Origin of the sequence: Castellaniella defragrans 65Phen (assembly GCF_000612685.1) — a bacterium.
In the GTDB taxonomy this organism is placed as follows: Bacteria; Pseudomonadota; Gammaproteobacteria; order Burkholderiales; family Burkholderiaceae_B; genus Castellaniella; species Castellaniella defragrans.
The window spans coordinates 2,375,949-2,392,647 of sequence record NZ_HG916765.1; the positions used below are offsets into that span (position 1 = coordinate 2,375,949).

A 16,699-nucleotide genomic window follows, 5' to 3' on the forward strand; every position below is an offset into this window, starting at 1 on the left:
TCAAGCCAGATGAACCCGCGCATTGCGGAACATCCGCATCCACGGCGTATAGCCGCCGTGGGGCGCGTCGTCCCCGCCTCGATCCGCCGGGCCCCAGCGCTCAGGCCGCCAGGACATCATGACGTTGCGCGTGACGCGTTCGGGGTGCGGCATCATGACGGTGTAGCGGCCGTCGGCCGTGGTGACCGCCGTCAGGCCGGCCGGGCTGCCGTTGGGGTTGGCCGGATAGGCTTGCGTACGCGCGCCCCGGTTGTCGATGAAGGCCATGGCCTCGACCACCCGGGCGGCGTCGCCCTGGCGGCTGAAATCGGCATAGCCTTCGCCGTGCGCGACGGCGATGGGCACGCGCGCGCCGGCCATGCCGGCAAAGAAGATCGACGGCGAATCCAGGACCTCGACCAGCGACAGGCGCGCCTCGTATTTCTCGGACACGTTGCGCGTGAAGCGCGGCCAGGCGTCCGCGCCCGGGATGAAGTCGGCCAGCGCCGCCATCATCTGGCAGCCGTTGCACACGCCCAGCGCGAAGCTGTCCGGGCGGGCGAAGAAGGCGCCGAACTGGTCGGCCAGCGCCGCGTTGAAGCGGATGGTGCGCGCCCAGCCCTCGCCCGCGCCCAGCACGTCGCCGTAGCTGAAGCCGCCCACCGCCACCAGGCCGCTCATGCCGTCCAGGCGGATGCGGCCTGCCAGCAGGTCGGTCATGTGCACGTCCACGGCCTCGAAGCCGGCGGTGTCGAAGGCCCAGGCCATCTCGACCTGGCTGTTGCAGCCCTGCTCGCGCAGGACGGCGATGCGCGGCCGCGCGCCGGTGGCGATGAAGGGCGCGGCCACATCGTGCTGGGGATCGAAGTCCACCCGCGGCGACAGGCCCGGATCCTCGACGTCGAGCCAGGCCTCGTATTCGGCCTGGGCGCAGTCGGGATGGTCGCGCCGCGCCATGATGCGCCGCGTGGTCTCGCTCCAGGCCTGGCCGAGTTCGGCCAGGGGGCGCTGGTAGATGATGGAACCGTCGCGGAAGACCTGCAGCTCCCGGCGCGCGTTGGGCATGCCCACCACGTGGGTGCAGTGCGACAGGCCCGCCTGGCGCAGGTGGCGCAGGACCTCGTCGCGGTGCGCGCGCGGCACCTGCAGCAGCCAGCCGGCTTCCTCGTTGAACAGGGCCGCCAGATTGCGTTCGTGGTGCTGGACGGCCACCTGGTCGGCGCGGATCTTGTAGTCGCCGGCGTCGGCCGTGTGCGGATCGATGGTCAGCATGTCCAGGTTCAGCGACACGCCCAGGCGCCCGGCGAAGGCCATTTCGGCCGCCGCCGCCAGCAGGCCGCCGTCGGAGCGGTCGTGGCACGCCAGGATCCAGCCCTTGGCCGCCAGCTCGCGCAGTGCCAGGAAGGCCGCGCGCAGCAGGGCCGCGTCGTGCAGGTCCGGGGTGTCCGTGCCGATGGCGCCGTAGGCGTGGGCCAGCACCGAGCCGCCCAGGCGCTGGCGCCCTTCGCCCAGGTCGACCAGCAGCAGCACGGAGCCTTCGGCCGCGTCGCGCAGCTGCGGCGTCAGGGTGGCGCGCACGTCGGCCACCGGCGCGAAGGCCGTGACCACCAGCGACACCGGCGACACGATCTGGTGGTCGCCCGCCTCGTCGCGCCAGGCGGTGCGCATGGACAGGGAGTCCTTGCCCACCGGGATCGACAGGCCCAGGCTCTGGCACCAGTCGCTGACGGCGGACACGGTGTCGTACAGGGCCGCGTCCTGGCCGGGCGCGCCGCAGGCGGCCATCCAGTTGGCCGAGAGCTTGATGTCCTCCAGGCGGGCGACGCCGGCGGCGGCGAGGTTCGTCAGGGCCTCGGCCACGGCCATGCGGCCGGAGGCGGCCGGGTTCAGGACCGCGATCGGGCTGCGTTCGCCCAGGGCCATGGCCTCGCCCGCCACGCCTTCGTGGTCGCGCAGGGTGACGGCGCAGTCGGCCACCGGGACCTGCCAGGGGCCGACCATCTGGTCGCGGGCCGTCAGGCCGCCCACGGTGCGGTCGCCGATGGTGATCAGAAAGGACTTGTTCGCCACGGTGGGATGGCGCAGCACGCGCTCGACGGCCTCGGGCAGCTCGATGCCGCCGAGATCCAGCGGCTCGCCCGCCACGGCGACGCGCCCGGCGCTGCGCTGCATGCGCGGCGGCTTGCCCAGGATCACGTCCACCGGCACGTCCACGGGCCGCAGCCCGGCCGGGGCCGTTTCGCCCGCCGGACGGTCCAGGCCTGGCAGGCCCTCGTCCAGGGTGACGCGCAGGCGGCGCTCCTCCGTGGCGACGCCGACCACCGCGTAGGGGCAGCGCTCGCGCTCGGCGATGCGCGCGAAGCGGTCCAGGTCTTCCGGACGGAGGGCCAGGACGTAGCGTTCCTGGGATTCGTTGCTCCAGATCTCGGCGGGCGACAGGCCGGATTCTTCCAGCGGCACGCGCCGCAATTCAAATTCCGCGCCGCGCCCGGCGTCGTTGACCAGCTCCGGGAAGGCGTTGGACAGGCCGCCCGCGCCGACGTCGTGGATCGCCAGGACGGGGTTGGCTTCGCCCTGCTGCCAGCAGCGGTCGATGACTTCCTGGGCGCGGCGCTGCATTTCCGGGTTGCCGCGCTGCACGGAATCGAAGTCGAGTTCGGCCTGGTTGCTGCCCGCCCCCATGCTGGAGGCCGCGCCGCCGCCCATGCCGATGCGCATGCCCGGCCCGCCCAGCTGCACCAGCAGCGCGCCCGGCGGCAGCGGGTCCTTGTGCGTGAGCCGCGCGTCGATCTGCCCCAGGCCGCCGGCCAGCATGATGGGCTTGTGGTAGCCCCAGCGCGTGCCGCCCGCCTGCTGCTCGAAGCTGCGGAAATAGCCCAGCAGGTTCGGCCGGCCGAATTCGTTGTTGAACGCGGCCCCGCCGATGGGGCCTTCGATCATGATGTCCAGCGGCGCGGCGATGCGCTCGGGCGCGCCGCCCGCGTCTTCCCAGGGCTCGGCGGCGCCGTCCACGCGCAGGTTCGACACGGTGAAGCCGGTCAGGCCGGCCTTGGGCTTGGAGCCGCGCCCGGTCGCGCCCTCGTCGCGGATCTCGCCGCCCGCGCCGGTCGCCGCGCCCGGGAAGGGCGCGATGGCCGTGGGGTGGTTGTGGGTCTCGACCTTCATCAGCGTGTGGGCCACGACGTCGTGGCGCCGATAGACGGTGTCGCCGGCGCCGCCCGCGTGGAAGATCCGCGCCGGTCCGCCGGCCATGATGGCGGCGTTGTCCGAGTAGGCGACGATCGTGCCTTCGGGCTGGGCCGCATGGGTGGCGCGGATCATGTCGAACAGCGTGTGCGGCTGGGCCTGGCCGTCCACCGTCCAGTGGGCGTTGAAGATCTTGTGGCGGCAGTGCTCGCTGTTGGCCTGGGCGAACATCATCAGTTCGACGTCGGTGGGATCGCGCCCCAGGTCGCGGTAGGCGCGCAGCAGGTAGTCGATCTCGTCGTCCGACAGGGCCAGGCCCAGGCGCGCGTTGCAGGCTTCCAGGGCGGCGCGGCCTTCGGCCAGCACCGGCACGGCCTGGACGGGGCGGCCTTCCAGGGACGCGAACAGCGCCTGGCCGTCGAAGTCGTCCGCCACCACGGTCTCGGTCATGCGGTCGTGCACGCAGGCGGCCACGGCGGCCAGCTGGTCCGCATCCAGCGCGCGCGCGCCCAGCAGGCCGCGTTCGGGCACCACGGCGTAGCGCACCCCGCGCTCGATGCGGCGCACCTGCGGCAGGCCGCAATGGCGGGCGATGTCGGTCGCCTTGCTGGCCCAGGGGGAAATCGTGCCCAGGCGCGGGATCACCAGGAAACGCGCCACGTACCGCCCGTCCGGCAAGGCCTCGGACGCCCGGCCGTCGTCGAGCAGCGCCCGCAGGCGCGCCCGGCCCGCCTCGTCCGGTTCGCCGTCGAGGCCGACGAAATGGCAGGCCTGCGCGCGGACGTCGGCCACCGGCAGATCCCGGGCGGCCAGGGCGCGCAGCAGGCGTTCCCGGCGGAAGTCGGACAGGACGGATGAACCGGGGAAGATCAGTACGGTAGTCACGGCGGGACGGCTCGGGGGCATGGGAAACCGACTATTTTAGCCGCGATCGACAGCCGCGATCAGGGATCCGGATAGCGGATGTCCAGTATGTCGAGCTCCTCGATCCCCGAGGGCGTGCGCAGGGTCACGGTATCGCCTTCGCGCGCCTTGATCAGGGCGCGGGCCACGGGCGAGACCCAGCTGATCCGGCCGGCCAGGGGCTCGGCCTCGTCCACGCCGACGATGGTGACGGTGAATTCCTCGCCGCGGCTGTCGCAGTAATGCACGGTCGCGCCGAAGAAAACCTGGTCGCGGTTGGGCTGCTGGGCCGGGTCGACGACCTCGGCCGACTCCAGGCGGCGCGTCAGGTAGCGGATGCGCCGGTCGATCTCCCGCAGCCGTTTCTTGCCGTACAGGTAGTCGCCGTTCTCCGAGCGGTCGCCGTTGGACGCGGCCCACGACACGACGGACACCACCTCGGGGCGCTCGACGTTCATCAGGTGCATCAGCTCGTCGTTCAGCGCCCGGTAGCCGGCCACCGTCATGTAGTTCTTGGTCCCGGCGGGCAGCGCCCGGGATTCGGGCAGGTCGTCGTCCTCGTCGCCTTCGGACTCCTTGACGAAAGCCTTGTTCATCGCATCACTCCACTAGATCCAGTCGCGCCACACCGGCGTCAGGTATTCCGGCAGCGGCGGCACGCGGCCCAGTTCCGCGCGGGGGATGCCCGGCGCGTGAAAATCCGAGCCGCGCGACGCCTCGAAGCCGTAGGCCTGCGCCACGCGGGCGTAACGGTTGCACTGGGCGGGCGTGTGGCCGCTGGAGACGACCTCCAGGCCGACGCCGCCCAGCGACTTGAATGCCTCGAACAGCGCGTCGAACTGCTGCAGCGTATAGCGGTAGCGTCCGGGGTGGGCGATCACCGCCTTGCCGCCGGCCGCGCGGATCCAGGCCACCGCCGCTTCCAGGCTGGGCCAGCGCATCGGCACGAAGGCCCGCTTGCCGTCGCCCAGGTAGCGGTCGAAGGCCTGCTGCAGGGTCCTGCAATGCCCCTGCTCCAGCAGATGGCGGGCGAAATGCACGCGCCCGATCAGGTCCGGATTGTCCACCTGCCGCAGGGCGCCCTCGTAGGCGCCGGCGATGCCGCAGTCCTGCAGCCGCTCGGCGATTTCCCCGGCGCGCTCGAAGCGGCTGCGGCGGATGCCGGCCAGGCCCGCGCGCAGGTCGGGCTGCTCCGGATCGATGTTCAGGCCCAGGACGTGGACCGTGAGTCCGCAGAACGTCACGGAAATCTCCACGCCGGGGATGAAGCCCAGGCCCAGTTCGCGCGCCGCGGCGGCGGCCTCGGCCAGGCCGGAGGTCTCGTCGTGGTCGCTCAGCGACCACCAGTCCACCCCCTGCTCGCGGGCGCGCGCGGCCACCTGCGCGGGCGGCAGGACCCCGTCGGAGCAGGAGGAATGGCTGTGCAGATCGACGTTCAGCGGCATGATTCCGGTGCGCGGAGGCGCGGTGCGGGCGGCCGGCGGACCGCCCGGATTCAGCACGAGGCAGCGAGCAGGAAATCGCGCACCGCGGCGATCTGCGCGTCGGCGCGCAGGGTGGGCGCATGCCCCACCCCGTCGAATTCCACCAGGCGGGCGCGGGGATTGCGTTCCAGCATCCGCTGCGCGGTCTCCGGCGTCAGGATGTCGGACTGCGCGCCGCGCAGGATCAGGGCCGGCACGGGCAGGCGGTCCCAGGCCTGCCACAGCAGGGCCTCGGCGGCGGCCGTGGCCTCGGGGGTCTGCAGGGCGAAGGGCTGGGCCAGGCGCAGGTCGTAATGCTTGACCCACCGGCCGTCCCGCTCGGGGAACACGTACCGGGTGAGCGCATCCCAGCCGGCCTCGTCATGCGGTCCGAAGGCGGCGGACACCGTCCGGACGTAGTCCACCGCCTGCTCGTAGCGCGCGAAACTCAGGTCCTGGCCGACGTACGTGCCGATCCGCGCCAGGCCGTCGAAGTTCAGCGTGGGGCCGATGTCGTTGAAGACCATGCGGCCCAGCGGCACGTCGGGCGCCGCGCCCAGCCCCAGCGCGCCGCGGGCGGGACGCAGGGCGGGCGACACGGCCGCCATCCCCGCCAGGCCCAGCCCGATCAGCCCGCCCATCGACGTGCCGACCCAATCCAGGCGCGCCGGCCGCAGGCGGGCGACCAGCGTCGTCAGGTCGGCCACGTACTGGGGAATCGCGTAGCCGGCCGGATCGATCAGCCAGTCCGAGCGCCCCCGCCCCACCACGTCGGGGCAGGCCACGCGGTATTCGCGGCTCAGCGCGCGCGCCAGCGCATCGAAGTCCCGCCCGGTGCGGGTCAGCCCGTGCACGCAGACCAGGACCCGGTCGTTGTCCGGATCGCCCCATTCCCAATACGCCATGCGATGCAGGCCCGCCGGACTGGCGCAGGCGACGAAATCCAGGCGGGGCTCGTCGGCCGTTGGGGTTCGGGAGTGCGGGGCTGGGGAAGCGGAAGACATGGGGGCACCTCGTGTCGGACGGACGCCCTTATTTAAACATGGCGATGGACGGGGCGAGGAGAAGCCCCCGCCCCCGCCCGCGGCGCGCTCAGACGTGCAGCGCCTGCCCCAGCGCCCGCAGGGCCGCTTCCTGGATCGCCTCGCCCTGGGTCGGATGGGCGTGGATCGTATGGCCCACGTCCTCCAGCCGGGCGCCCATCTCGATGGACTGGCCGAAGGCGGCGGCGAATTCCGACACGCCCCGCCCCACGGCCTGCCAGCCCAGGATCAGGTGGTTGTCGCGCCGCGCCACCACCCGCACGAAGCCGTCGGTCGATTCCAGCGTCATCGCCCGGCCGTTGGCCGCCAGGGGGAAGGACGCGTCGATGGCGTCGATGCCGGCCTGGGCCGCCTGCTGCGGCGACAGGCCCGCCGTGACGACCTCCGGATCGGTGAAGCACACGGCCGGGATGGCCGCCGGCATGAAGCGCCGCGTGTGGCCGGCGATCTGCTCGGCCACGCATTCGCCCTGCGCCATGGCGCGGTGCGCCAGCATGGGCTCGCCCGTCAGGTCGCCGATGGCCCAGACCCCGGTCATGGACGTGCGGCAGCGGTCGTCCACGCGCACCGCCTGGCCGTCCATGTCGAGCATCAGGGAACTGAGGCCGAAGCCCCGGCTGCGGGGTTTGCGTCCGACGGCCACCAGCACCTGCTGCGCGGGCAGCACGTCCTCGGTCTTGCCCGACTGGACCCGCAGGCCCTTGCCGTCCTCCGCCAGGCCCAGGACCTGGGTCTGCAGGTGCAGGCCCACGCCCAGGGATTTCAGCGCGGCGTGCACCGGCTTGACCAGGTCGGCGTCGTAGACGGGCAGGATGCGGTCCTGCGCCTCGATCACGTCGACCTTCACGCCGAGCTTGCGGTAGACCGTGCCCAGCTCCAGGCCGATGTAGCCCGCGCCGACGATGGCCAGGGACTTCGGCAGTTTCCTGGGCGACAGCGCCTCGGTGGAGGAAATCACCGGGCCGCCGAAGGGCATGAAGGGCAGCGCGGCGGGTTCGGACCCCGTGGCGAGCAGCAGGTGCTCGCAGCGGATGCGCTGCGGCGCGCCGGCCTTGCCGCGGACGACGGGATCGACGTCCACGGTCTTGCCATCGACGATGCGCGCCCAGCCCTGGACGACCGTGACCTTGTGCTTCTTCAGCAGCGCGCCCACGCCGGCGGTCAGCTTCTTGACGATGCCGTCCTTCCAGGCGACGCTGCGCGCCAGGTCGAGTTCGGGCGACTGGGCGCGGATGCCCAGCGGCGAATCGCCGGCGTAACCCTGCAGCGCGTGGAACTGCTCGGCCACGTGGATCAGCGCCTTGGACGGGATGCAGCCGATGTTCAGGCAGGTGCCGCCCAGGGCTGCGCCTTCGACCAGCACGGTGGGAATGCCCAGCTGGCCGGCGCGGATGGCCGCCACGTAGCCGCCGGGGCCGCCGCCGATGATGAGCAAGGTGGTATGGATGGGATTGGACATGCTGCTTACTCCACGAACAAGAGCGCCGGGCACTCCAGGTAACGCCGGATGCACTGGATGAACTCGGCGGCATGCATGCCGTCGACCACGCGATGATCGAAGGACGAGGACAGGTTCATGAGCTTGCGCGCCACGACCCGGCCCTCCTGGAACACCGGCCGCTCGACCACGCGGTTGACGCCGACGATGGCGACTTCCGGATGGTTGATGACCGGCGTGGACACGATGCCCCCGAGCGCCCCCAGGCTGGTCAGGGTGATGGTCGAGCCGCTCAGCTCGTCGCGCGCCGCCTTGCCCTGGCGGGCGGCCTCGGCCAGGCGCGCGACTTCCGCCGCGCACGACCAGAGGTCCAGGGTCTCGGCGTGATGCAGCACCGGCACCATCAGGCCCGACGGCGTCTGCGCCGCCACGCCCAGATGCACCGCCCCGTACTGCGTCACCACGCCCGCGTCGTCGTCGTAACGGGCGTTGATCTGCGGAAACTCGCGCAGGGCCAGCACCATGGCGCGCGCCAGGAACGGCAGCAGGGTCAGCTTGCCGCGCTCGGCGCCGTGCAGGGCGTTCAGGCGCGCGCGCAGCGATTCCAGCTCGGTCACGTCGATTTCCTCGACGTAGGTGAAGTGCGGAATGCGGCGCTTGGATTCCTGCATCTTCTGGGCGATCTTGCGCCGCAGGCCGATGACGGGGATCTGGGTTTCCTCGTCCTGGGAGGCGTAGAGCGTGCCGGTGGTGCGGTTCGAGGTCGCGTTGCGGTCGCGCGCCAGCCAGGCGTCCAGGTCGCCGTGCGTGATCCGGCCGGCGGGGCCGGTGCCCGGCACGTACTGCAGGGTGATGCCCAGGTCCCAGGCGCGGCGGCGCACGGCCGGCGAGGCCAGCGGGCGCTGGCCTTCGGGGCGCGACGGCGCATGCGAGGCCGCATGCGGCGCCTGTCCGCCGCGCGCGGCGGGAGCCGGCGCGGATGAAGCGGGCACGGCAGCGGACGGCGCCGCGGCGGCCTTCGCGCGATCGCCGTTGCGGGGCGCGGCGGCCGCGACGGGTGCTTCGGACTCGGGTCCGGGCTGGGGTTGTTCGGGCTGGGGCGCCGGTGCCGGCGCCGCGGGTGCAGATGCGGTCGCGGCCGCGGCGGGCGCCGCAGCCGCCCGCGACGTCGCCCCGACCATGTGCTCGTTGCCCTCGCCCTCGACCTCCAGGCGGATGAGCTCGGAGCCCACCGCCATGACGTCGCCGACCTGGCCGCCCAGCGACACGACGCGCCCGTGCACCGGGGACGGCACCTGGACGGTGGCCTTGTCGGTCATGACGTCGGCCAGGACCTGGTCTTCGACGACGGCGTCGCCCGCCTGGACGTGCCATTCGACGAGTTCGACTTCCGCGATGCCTTCGCCGATGTCCGGCATCTTGATGATGTGAATACCCATTATGCCTCCCGGAACACGCGCTTGAACGCCTCCGCAACCCGCTTGGGGCCGGGGAAATAAGCCCATTCGTGCGAATGGGGATACGGCGTGTCCCACCCCGTGATGCGTTCGATCGGGGCCTCGAGATGATAGAAACAATGCTCCTGGACCAGGGCGCACAGCTCGGCGCCGAACCCGCTGGTGCGGGTGGCCTCGTGCAGCACCACGCAGCGGCCGGTCTTGCGCACCGAGGCCAGGATCGCGTCCAGGTCCAGCGGCCAGAGGCTGCGCAGGTCGAGGATGTCGGCGTCGATGCCGGCCTCGCGCGCGGCGACCTCGGCCACGTACACCATGGTGCCGTAGGTCAGCACGGTCAGCTCGCGGCCTTCGCGGTAAAGCGAAGCCGAGTCCAGCGGCACGGTGTAGTAGCCTTCGGGCACGTTGCCCAGCGGATGCTTGGACCAGGGCACGACGGGCTGGTCGTGGTGGCCGTCGAAGGGGCCGTTGTACAGGCGCTTGGGCTCCAGGAAGATGACCGGGTCGTCGTTCTCGATGGAGCTGATCAGCAGGCCCTTGGCGTCGTAGGGGTTGGACGGCATGACGGTGCGCAGGCCGGCCACGTGCGTGAACAGGGCCTCCGGACTCTGGCTGTGGGTCTGGCCGCCGAAGATCCCGCCGCCGCAGGGCATGCGGATGGTCAGCGGCGCGGTGTAGCCGCCCGCCGAGCGATAACGCAGGCGCGCCGCCTCGGAGAAGATCTGGTCGGCCGCCGGGTAGAAGTAGTCGGCGAACTGGATCTCGACCACCGGGCGCAGGCCGTAGGCCCCCATGCCGATGGCCGCCGCGACGATGCCGCTTTCGGAAATCGGCGCATCGAATACGCGCGAGGGGCCATACTTGGCCTGCAGGCCTTCGGTGCAGCGGAACACGCCGCCGAAATAGCCGACGTCCTCGCCGAAGACGACGATGTTCTCGTCCCGCTCCAGCATGACGTCCATGGCCGAGCGCAGGGCCTGGATCATCGTCATGGGACGGGTCTTGGTTTTTTCCTGTGCCATGCTCACACTCCCAGTTCCTGGCGCTGCCGGCGCAGGTGGACCGGCATGTCCTTGTACACGTCCTCGAACATGGTCGCCACGCTGCTGGTGCGCCCGGTGGCCAGCGTGCCGTGGGCCTCGGCCTTCTTCTGGGCGGCGACGACCTCGGCCTCGCAGGCCTTCTGCAGTTCCTGGTGTTCCTGTTCGGACCAGATGCCGCGCTTGAGCATGTGGTCCTTCAGCCGCGCGATCGGATCGCCCAGCGGGAAGCGCGACCAGTCGTCGGCCGGCCGGTATTTGGACGGATCGTCGGAAGTGGAGTGCGGCCCGGCCCGGTAGCTGACCCATTCGATCAGCGTGGCGCCGTGGTTGCTGCGCGCCCGTTCGGCGGCCCAGCGGGACACGGCGTGGACGGCCAGGAAATCGTTGCCGTCCACCCGCAGCGAGGCGAGGTTCGAGCCGATGCCGCGCGCCGCCAGCGTGATGCCCTCGCCGCCCGCGACGGACTGGAAGGTGGAGATCGCCCACTGGTTGTTGATCACGTTGAGGATCACCGGCGCCCGGTACACGTGCGCGAACAGCAGCGCCGTCTGGTAGTCGGACTCGGCCGTGGCGCCGTCGCCGATCCAGCCGCAGGCGATGCGGGTGTCGCCCTTGATGGCCGAGGCCATGGCCCAGCCCACCGCCTGGGGCATCTGCGTGCCCAGGTTGCCCGACAGCGTGAAGAAGCCTTTTTCCGGCACCGAATACAGCACCGGCAGCTGGCGGCCCTTGAGCGGATCCTGGTCGTTGGAAAAGATCTGGCACATCATGTCGAACAGGGGGTAGTCCTGCGCGATGAGCAGGCCCTGCTGGCGGTAGGACGGAAAATGCATGTCGCCTTCGCGCAGCGCCAGCGACTGGCCGATGGCGATGGCTTCCTCGCCCAGGCATTGCATGTAGAACGAGGTCTTCTTCTGGCGCTGGGCGATGACCATGCGGGCATCGAAGATGCGCGTCTTGACCATGGCGCGCAGGCCGCGGCGCAGCAGTTCGTCATCGGGCGGGTCTTCGGCCCAGGGACCCTGGGCGTTGCCCTCGTCGTCGAGCACGCGGATCAGCCCCATGGCCAGGTCACGGGTGTCGTAGGGCGCGATGTCGATGGGAGGCTTGCGCGCGGCCCCGGCGGGTTGCAGGCGCAGATAGGAAAAGTCGGTTTCCTGACCGGGACGCCCCGAGGGCTCGGGCACGTAGAACTTCAGAGGTGTCTGTGTCATGGTCGCAAAAATCTTTTGGATTTTTCACAAGCCCGCAGGAGAATCCCGAATCCGGGCCGGTGCCTGGAAAATCCGCTGAACGGATTCCCGTGGCCGGGCGGATGAGCTCGAACATTCTCGAAAGGACCACAGTCGTCTTGTGGACGGCTGCCGGATCATCGCCGATCCGGCGCCAAGACGCAAGACCGCGAAAACCACTACAGGCGCCGTCCATGCCCTTAACGACGGGACGACTCCAGGACACTGTACAACGACAGGCCGGTGCCGCGCGACCAGGCATTTACCCCGGCTTGCAGATCGAAACGTCCCTCGTTCCGGGACCGAAGAACCGAACCGCGGCCTGACCGCCTGGCTGCGGCTCGTCGCGCAGCGCAGCGCCCATCCCGCGGAAGACTTCCCGCCCGTGCCAATGGCGGCGGGACGACTCCAGGACGCTGGACAGCGTGAGTCCCTCGGCGCGCGACCGGGCATCGATCCCGCCTTGCAGATCGGTGCGCCACAGGGTGGCACCCGCCCGGCGCCAGCGCTCCAGCACGGCGGTGTCCGGATGGCCGTGCCGGTTCCAGGCGCCGGCCTGGAAGATCACGTGGCGCGCGGCGGCGGCCCCGACGAAGGCGGCCGACGACGAGGTGCGCGAGCCGTGGTGCGCAGCCACGACCACGTCCGCCGGCGTCAGTCCGCGTTCGACCAGGGCCGTCTCGGCGCGGATCTCGATGTCGCCCGTCAGCAGCAGGCTGTGATGCGCGCCGCGCACCCGCAACACGCAGCTGCCGGCGTTGGCTTCCGCGCCCGGGCGGCGCGCGCGCACGTCCAGCGGCCAGAGGAATTCAAATTCGACGCCGTCCAGACGCCAGCGATCGCCGAAGCGGCAGGGCGCCGCCGCCCGCGGCAAGGGCGTGTCGGCGGCGCCCAGCTTGCGGGTCTCGGCGCGCAGCCAGGCATCCAGGTCGAAGGAAGCGAAAGCCTGCGCCACCGGCACCGCCGCCAGCACGCTGCGGACTCCGCCGGCATGATCCAGATCGGCATGGGACACGACCAGCGCGTCCAGGCGGCGCACGCCCAGGGCCTTCAAGGCGGGGACGATCGTGCGGACACCCTCGTCCGCATCCCGCGCGTGGCGCGCGCCCGCGTCGAACAGCAGCGTGTGCCGCGCCGTGCGGACCAGCAAGGCGCTGCCCTGCCCCACGTCCAGCGCACGCAGGTCCCACTCGCCATCGGCCGGACGGGCCGGCGGCCACAGCAGCATGGGCAGCAAGGCCAGCCAGGCCCAGGCGCGGCGGCGGCGCAATGGATCGGCCCAACCCCGGGCGCGGCGGCGCGATGGAGCGGTCCAATGCGCGGCCGCGCCGTAATGGGATGCAGCCATCGTCTCCCCATCCCCGCCCCGGCCCGGAACGGCGAAAGCCGTTCGTCCCGCCTCTGCCGGCTCGCCGAAAGGACCCGCCATGCGCTCTCCGGACGGCCGGCCGCCCGATCCACCCCCCGGCCAGAGCGCCACCGCCGCCCCGGCCAGCGCCAGCAGATACAGCCACGCCGGACCGGCCGGCACGGGCCAGGCCGGCAAGGCGGCCAGCCATTCGGTCGGCCGCATCATCAGGACCAGCGTGCCATGCGCGAGCCAGGCCAGGCCGGCGGCCACGGCGTCCAGCCCCGGCACCAGCGCCACGCCGGCCAGCAGCAACGACAGGGGCGTGACCAGCAGTTCGATGACGGGGATGGCGTAGGCGTTGGCCAGCGGGGACACCAGCGAGACCTCGTGAAAGGTCCAGGCCAGCGGCGGCGCCAGGGCCCAGGTGATCGCCCACTGCAGGCGCGCCGCGAGCATCAGGCCGCGCAGCCAGCGGTCGCGCCGCCGCTCGGCCGGGCGGGCGCCAGGCGCCGAACGAGGCACGGTCGCCGCCCTATTCCCGGCCTGCCCGCCCCCAGCCTGTTCATCGCCAGCCTGCTCATCGCCAGCCTGCCCGCCCCCAGCCTGTTCATCCCTCGCCTGTTCATCCCCAGCCCACCCATTCCTGATCGGCTCGTTCCTAGATGATTCATTCCCCGCCGGCTCATTCCCGACCGGCTCATTCCCGACCGGCTCGTTCCCAGTCCGGTCATCCCCGAGCAGCCGCTCCCCGGCCGCTCCGTCCTCGCCGGCATTCTCTGCCCGCGCGCTGACGGCCAGCAGCACGGCCACGGCCAGGAACGAGAGCCAGAATCCGCCCGCCAGCACCGCCCAGGGATCCGTCAGCACGACCGCCGCGGCCGCCAGGGCCAGCACCCGTGAACCGCTGACGCGCAGCTGCAGGGCCTGGGCGCCCGCCACCACGGCCAGCATCATGAAGGTGCGCCGCGCGGGCACGCCCCAGCCCGCCAGCAGGCAGTACAGCCAGGCGACCAGCAGCGCCGCGAGGGCGCCCGCCCGCCGGGCGGGCCAGCGCTCGGCCAGGCAGCGCCCGCGCCAGCGCAGACGGCGCCACAGGCCATACACCGCCAGCCCGCCCGCGCCGGCCAGCAGGGTGATGTGCGAACCGCTGATGGAGACCAGGTGGGTGATGCCGGTGCGGTTGAAGACGGCCCAGTCGGCATCGTCCACTCCGTCCTGGTCGCCAATGGCCAGCGCCCGCAGCACCGGCCCGTAGCGCAGGCCTTGCAGATGTGGCGCCATGGCCTCGCGCACCGCATGACGCGCGCGCCCGGCGATCACGGACAGGCCCGCCCAGTCCTCGTCGCGCAGCCATTCCGGTGTGCCTCGCACCGTGCCCTGCGCACGGATGCCGGCGGCAAAGGCATGGGCCTCGGCATCGAAGGCATGCCGATTCTGCGCGGCGCGCACCGGCCGCAGCACCAGGGCCATGCGCCAGACCTGGCCGGGACGCACTTCGGGAAACGGAGGATCGGGCGGCCGCGCGGGCGCATAGGGGCCGCGCCAGCCGGCGGCCGGCCAGCGCACCCGGATCCGCTCGGGCACGCCGCCGGGATGCGCGTCCAGCACCACGGCCTCGAAAGTCAGGCGGTCCGGCTGGAGCCGGGGCAGGCTGTCGACGCGCAGCGTCACCCGCGACACGCGGTCCACGTTGCCGTCGGCCAGCGCCTGTGCCAGCCGCGCCTGGGCGCACAGCACGGTGAAGACGAAACCGGCCCAGGCGCTCAGCAGGCACAGGACCGACGCGCGCAGCAGGAGGCCGCGCCCCGGACCCGAACCGCGCCTCCGGGCCGGTTCCATCGGACCGGCGCGATGATCGGCCGCACCTGGCCGCTCCGCCCAGCACGCCCCCACGCGCCGCATCGCACCGCCGTTCCGGACGGTCCCACGACCGGCCCGCCACGCCGCCCATGCCGCCAGCCCCGCCATGCAGGAAACCAGCGCCAGCGTGCCGCCCCCCGGCAGATCGGCCAGCCGATGGGCGCCGAGCACGCCGCCCAGCCCCGCCGCCACCATCGCGCGCCCGAGCATGCCTTCCCCCGAAAACGAATCCTCTTTCAGCTTAGGGGGTGAACGGGCCGCCGGAACGCCTCACGCGCATTCCGGTCCAGGGGGGAAACCACGTAGTGCCTGGCAAGACCCGCTTGTGGAAAAGCGTCCGGCTTCAATAAGCTGTCGGATTGGCAACCCGCACATCTGGAGATCCCATGAAGGTCAAACGAATCGTCGCCAACATCCCGACACCCGACCCCGCCGCGGTGGATGCGTTCTACCGGGACATTCTGGATCTCGAACTCGCCATGGACCACGGCTGGCTCCGCACATACACAGGCCCCGGCAAGATGACGGTCCAGGTCAGCTTCGCAAACCAGGGCGGTTCCGACACGCCCGTACCGGACCTGTCCATTGAGGTGGATGACCTCGATGAGGCCTTGCAACGCGTGCGGAAAGGCGGGATCCGGGTGGAATACGGTCCCGCCAACGAGCCGTGGGGCGTCCGCCGGTTCTACGTCAGGGACCCGCTCGGTACGCTCGTCAATATTCTTCAGCACGAATAGCTACGCGCCATCCGCCTCGCCCAGGGCGCGCGCCAGCCGGGGCAGCACCCGGCGGGCATTGACGGCGCACTGCGCGATCAGCGCCTCGGCATCAAGACCGCGCAGCCCGGCCAGGACGCGGGCGATGCCGGCCGTCTGCGCCGGTTCGTTGCGCGCGGGCCACGGCCGGCCGTCGGCGCCGCGCCCCAGCCAGGCGGGGGGAATGTCGGGCGCGTCGGTCTCCAGCACCAGGGCCTCGGCCGGCAACTGCGCGGCCAGGCGGCGGATCTGCCGGGCGCGCTCGAAGGTCATGGCCCCGCCCAGCCCCAGGGCGAAGCCCTGCGCGATGAACTGCCCGGCCTGCTGGAAGCTGCCGTTGAAGGCATGGGCGATGCCGCCGATCGGCGGGCGGCGGCGCAGGTGCTTGAGCAGCACGTCCTGCGACCGGCGCACGTGCAGCAGCACCGGCAGGCCGTGGCGCCGCGCCAGGTCCAGCTGGCGCGTGTAGAACCGCTCCTGGCGCTCGCGCCGTTCCGGCGCCCTGGCTTCCTCGACGAAGAAATCCAGCCCGATCTCGCCGACCGCCACCAGCCTGGGATCGTTCCGCGCCGCCGCCAGGGTGGCATCCAGCGCGTCCAGGTCCGCCTCGGCCGAGCGCTCCACGTACAGCGGATGGATGCCCAGGGCGTAGCAGGCGCCCGGGGTGGCATGCGCCAGGTCCCGGACGGCCGCGAAGTTGGCGCGCGCCACGGCCGGGATCACGATGCCCCGGACGCCCGCGCGCCGCGCGCGCTCGATCACGGCGGGCCGGTCCGCATCGAATTCCGCGGCGTCCAGGTGGCAATGGGTGTCGATCAGCATGGGCTCTCCGTTCGGGTAGCGGGCCTGCGGCCCGGCGCCGGTCAAACCGCCGGGCGACCGGGCATGGCCGGAAGCGGCCGCCCCGGGCCGCCCTGGGCCGCACCGCGGCAGCGCCGCGGGCGACCGGATGCAGCATGCGCCGGACCCGGCCCGCGGCCTACCCGGCCCTA

Annotated in this window: 11 protein-coding genes; 1 reads left to right on the forward strand and 10 read right to left on the reverse strand. The window is 71.9% G+C overall.

Annotation, left to right across the window (positions count from 1 at the left end):
* From purL to BN940_RS19815, 9 genes are all read right to left on the reverse strand, one after another.
* Positions 1–4,050, reverse strand: a complete 4,050-nt coding sequence (purL, locus tag BN940_RS10635) for a phosphoribosylformylglycinamidine synthase (RefSeq protein ID WP_043686854.1) — start codon at positions 4,048–4,050, stop codon at positions 1–3.
* 59 nt (positions 4,051–4,109) lie between these two features.
* Positions 4,110–4,664: a transcription elongation factor GreB gene (gene greB / locus BN940_RS10640; RefSeq protein WP_043682860.1), complete on the reverse strand. Its 555-nt coding sequence runs from the start codon at positions 4,662–4,664 to the stop codon at positions 4,110–4,112.
* Between the two features lie 12 nt (positions 4,665–4,676).
* Complete coding sequence (locus tag BN940_RS10645) at positions 4,677–5,513, reverse strand: PHP domain-containing protein (RefSeq protein ID WP_043682863.1); 837 nt, start codon at positions 5,511–5,513, stop codon at positions 4,677–4,679.
* 50 nt (positions 5,514–5,563) lie between these two features.
* Positions 5,564–6,535 (reverse strand): alpha/beta fold hydrolase, encoded by a 972-nt coding sequence (locus BN940_RS10650; protein ID WP_242404183.1) that lies wholly within the window; start codon positions 6,533–6,535, stop codon positions 5,564–5,566.
* 88 nt (positions 6,536–6,623) lie between these two features.
* The gene (lpdA, locus tag BN940_RS10655; protein ID WP_043682867.1) at positions 6,624–8,033 is read right to left on the reverse strand and encodes a dihydrolipoyl dehydrogenase; all 1,410 of its coding nucleotides are present in this window, start codon (positions 8,031–8,033) and stop codon (positions 6,624–6,626) included.
* 5 nt (positions 8,034–8,038) lie between these two features.
* Entirely contained in the window at positions 8,039–9,451 is a 1,413-nt protein-coding gene (locus BN940_RS10660; RefSeq protein WP_043682873.1) for a dihydrolipoamide acetyltransferase family protein, read from the reverse strand.
* A complete protein-coding gene (locus BN940_RS10665; RefSeq protein ID WP_043682876.1) occupies positions 9,451–10,488 on the reverse strand; it encodes an alpha-ketoacid dehydrogenase subunit beta in 1,038 nt (345 codons plus the stop codon). Before BN940_RS10665 ends, BN940_RS10660 begins: the two co-directional genes overlap by 1 nt.
* 2 nt (positions 10,489–10,490) lie before the next feature.
* Positions 10,491–11,723 carry a 3-methyl-2-oxobutanoate dehydrogenase (2-methylpropanoyl-transferring) subunit alpha gene (locus BN940_RS10670; RefSeq protein ID WP_043682879.1) on the reverse strand — a complete coding sequence of 411 codons (1,233 nt, stop codon included), beginning with the start codon at positions 11,721–11,723 and terminating at the stop codon, positions 10,491–10,493.
* 280 nt (positions 11,724–12,003) lie between these two features.
* Complete coding sequence (locus BN940_RS19815) at positions 12,004–15,162, reverse strand: ComEC/Rec2 family competence protein (RefSeq protein WP_052355784.1); 3,159 nt, start codon at positions 15,160–15,162, stop codon at positions 12,004–12,006.
* Between the two features lie 176 nt (positions 15,163–15,338).
* Between BN940_RS19815 and BN940_RS10685 the strand changes: the two genes are divergently transcribed.
* The gene (locus BN940_RS10685; RefSeq protein WP_043682881.1) at positions 15,339–15,689 is read left to right on the forward strand and encodes a VOC family protein; all 351 of its coding nucleotides are present in this window, start codon (positions 15,339–15,341) and stop codon (positions 15,687–15,689) included.
* On the opposite strand, the gene BN940_RS10690 is transcribed toward BN940_RS10685, so the two are convergent.
* The gene (locus BN940_RS10690) at positions 15,690–16,529 is read right to left on the reverse strand and encodes a TatD family hydrolase (RefSeq protein ID WP_043682884.1); all 840 of its coding nucleotides are present in this window, start codon (positions 16,527–16,529) and stop codon (positions 15,690–15,692) included.
* Positions 16,530–16,699: the final 170 nt, after the last annotated feature.

What these genes read in the sequence shown, in the direction of transcription:
- BN940_RS10660 (WP_043682873.1), bottom strand. Translation starts at nt 9,451, where the DNA reads ATGGGTATTCACATCATCAAGATGCCGGACATCGGCGAAGGCATCGCG.
- BN940_RS10650 (WP_242404183.1), bottom strand. Translation starts at nt 6,535, where the DNA reads ATGTCTTCCGCTTCCCCAGCCCCGCACTCCCGAACCCCAACGGCCGAC.
- BN940_RS10690 (WP_043682884.1), bottom strand. Translation starts at nt 16,529, where the DNA reads ATGCTGATCGACACCCATTGCCACCTGGACGCCGCGGAATTCGATGCG.
- BN940_RS10645 (WP_043682863.1), bottom strand. Translation starts at nt 5,513, where the DNA reads ATGCCGCTGAACGTCGATCTGCACAGCCATTCCTCCTGCTCCGACGGG.
- BN940_RS10665 (WP_043682876.1), bottom strand. Translation starts at nt 10,488, where the DNA reads ATGGCACAGGAAAAAACCAAGACCCGTCCCATGACGATGATCCAGGCC.
- BN940_RS19815 (WP_052355784.1), bottom strand. Translation starts at nt 15,162, where the DNA reads ATGCTCGGGCGCGCGATGGTGGCGGCGGGGCTGGGCGGCGTGCTCGGC.
- lpdA (WP_043682867.1), bottom strand. Translation starts at nt 8,033, where the DNA reads ATGTCCAATCCCATCCATACCACCTTGCTCATCATCGGCGGCGGCCCC.
- BN940_RS10670 (WP_043682879.1), bottom strand. Translation starts at nt 11,723, where the DNA reads ATGACACAGACACCTCTGAAGTTCTACGTGCCCGAGCCCTCGGGGCGT.
- greB (WP_043682860.1), bottom strand. Translation starts at nt 4,664, where the DNA reads ATGAACAAGGCTTTCGTCAAGGAGTCCGAAGGCGACGAGGACGACGAC.
- BN940_RS10685 (WP_043682881.1), top strand. Translation starts at nt 15,339, where the DNA reads ATGAAGGTCAAACGAATCGTCGCCAACATCCCGACACCCGACCCCGCC.